We start from the raw sequence: 1,244 nt of genomic DNA, 5'->3' as shown, positions 1-1,244 counted from the left end.
CCCCTGGATGCGCCAGGCACGATTGATCGCTTCGTGCACGCCCGCCCGTTCACCGAGCGCGCCCAGGGTACGGGCCTCTATCGCCGCGGCGCGGCTGGCGGCCGGCGAGCCCGCACCGACGTGGGACGTGGCGGCGCGGGCCAGCGCGAGGGCGGAGGTCAGGCGGCCGGACTTGCGGGCCAGGGAGCTCTGCCACAGCCGAACCCAGCACTGAAGTGTCCGGTCCCGCGCCTCCTCGGCGTGGCCGAACGCCTCGGCGAACGCGGCCGTCGCCCCGGGGATGTCACCGAGGTCGTGGCGGGTGGTGGCCCACAGGGCGGCCAGGCGGCCGGCGGCGCGGTGCAGGCGGGCGTCGACGGCGGTCGGGTGCCCGCCCTCGGCGAGCAGGGAGCGGACGGCCGGCAGATGCCGGCGTAGGTACACGCTCGTCGCGCCGATCGGAGTCCGCTCGTACGCCCCGGTGATCTGCTCGATGCGGACGTCGATGTGGTTCAGGACGTCCTCGGACGCGATCACTCTCGGGATCACTCGCCCGCTCCGGACCATGAACAGCCCGGGTGGCAGGGATGCCCCCGCCGCCAGCCGGAGGAACCGCCGTCGATCGGACTCGTCGCCCATGCCGCACCTGCGCTTCGGGATGTCGCCCGCCTCCCATGACCATGATCCGTCCGTGGGCAGTCGAGAAACGGGTCATCGTCCATGGTCACGCCCCGTCTTCCATGATCATGCCCCGTCTGCCGGTCCGACTGCACACTCGCTGGACGCTAGCCGGGGCGGCCGCCCGCCGGAAGCGGAAACACCCAGCACAACGTGGTCTCCCGCGGCCTGCGGGCCACGGCCCACGGCGTCCCACGGCGGCACCGGTCGACCCGGCGCAGGTCACTAGCCGTGACTTTTGCACCGGCGGAGCCTCAGTGCGGTCGTGGCAGCCGCCCGCCGGCAGCCGGCCGCGACGGGCGAGGTCGGCGGTGATGTGGGTGAGGTTCGCCGCGTTGTGCAACCGCCAGCGTTCCCAGCCGGGAGTGCCCTTGCGCACCCGCTCCGGCCGGACGTCCGCGGCGTCGGTAACGGTCTCGAAGGGTTTCTGCTCGTGCGGCCGCACGTCCGTGACGTGGCTCAGCCCCTGCGGTGGGGTGCCGACGAAGCCGCAGCGCAGGATGCGGATGGCGGCGAGCAGCCGGTCCACGAGGGCCGGCTCGCAGAGCACATCGTCGTCGAGGTAGAGCACATATCGGCCGCGGGAC

At 73.2% G+C, this 1,244-nt stretch carries 2 pseudogenes; both read right to left on the bottom strand.

The annotated features are described in order from the left end of the window. Window positions 1–618 (bottom strand): annotated as a pseudogene (locus KBI5_RS24835) (hypothetical protein); the annotation flags it as partial. Between the two features lie 85 nt (window positions 619–703). Beyond that, a pseudogene (locus KBI5_RS26760) lies at window positions 704–1,244 on the bottom strand (hypothetical protein); the annotation flags it as partial.

The sequence above is a fragment of the Frankia sp. KB5 genome (genome assembly GCF_002099325.1).
GTDB lineage: Bacteria > Actinomycetota > Actinomycetes > Frankiales > Frankiaceae > Frankia > Frankia casuarinae.
The sequence above is the reverse complement of the archived record's forward strand: the minus strand, read 5'-3'. Positions and strand labels throughout refer to the sequence as shown.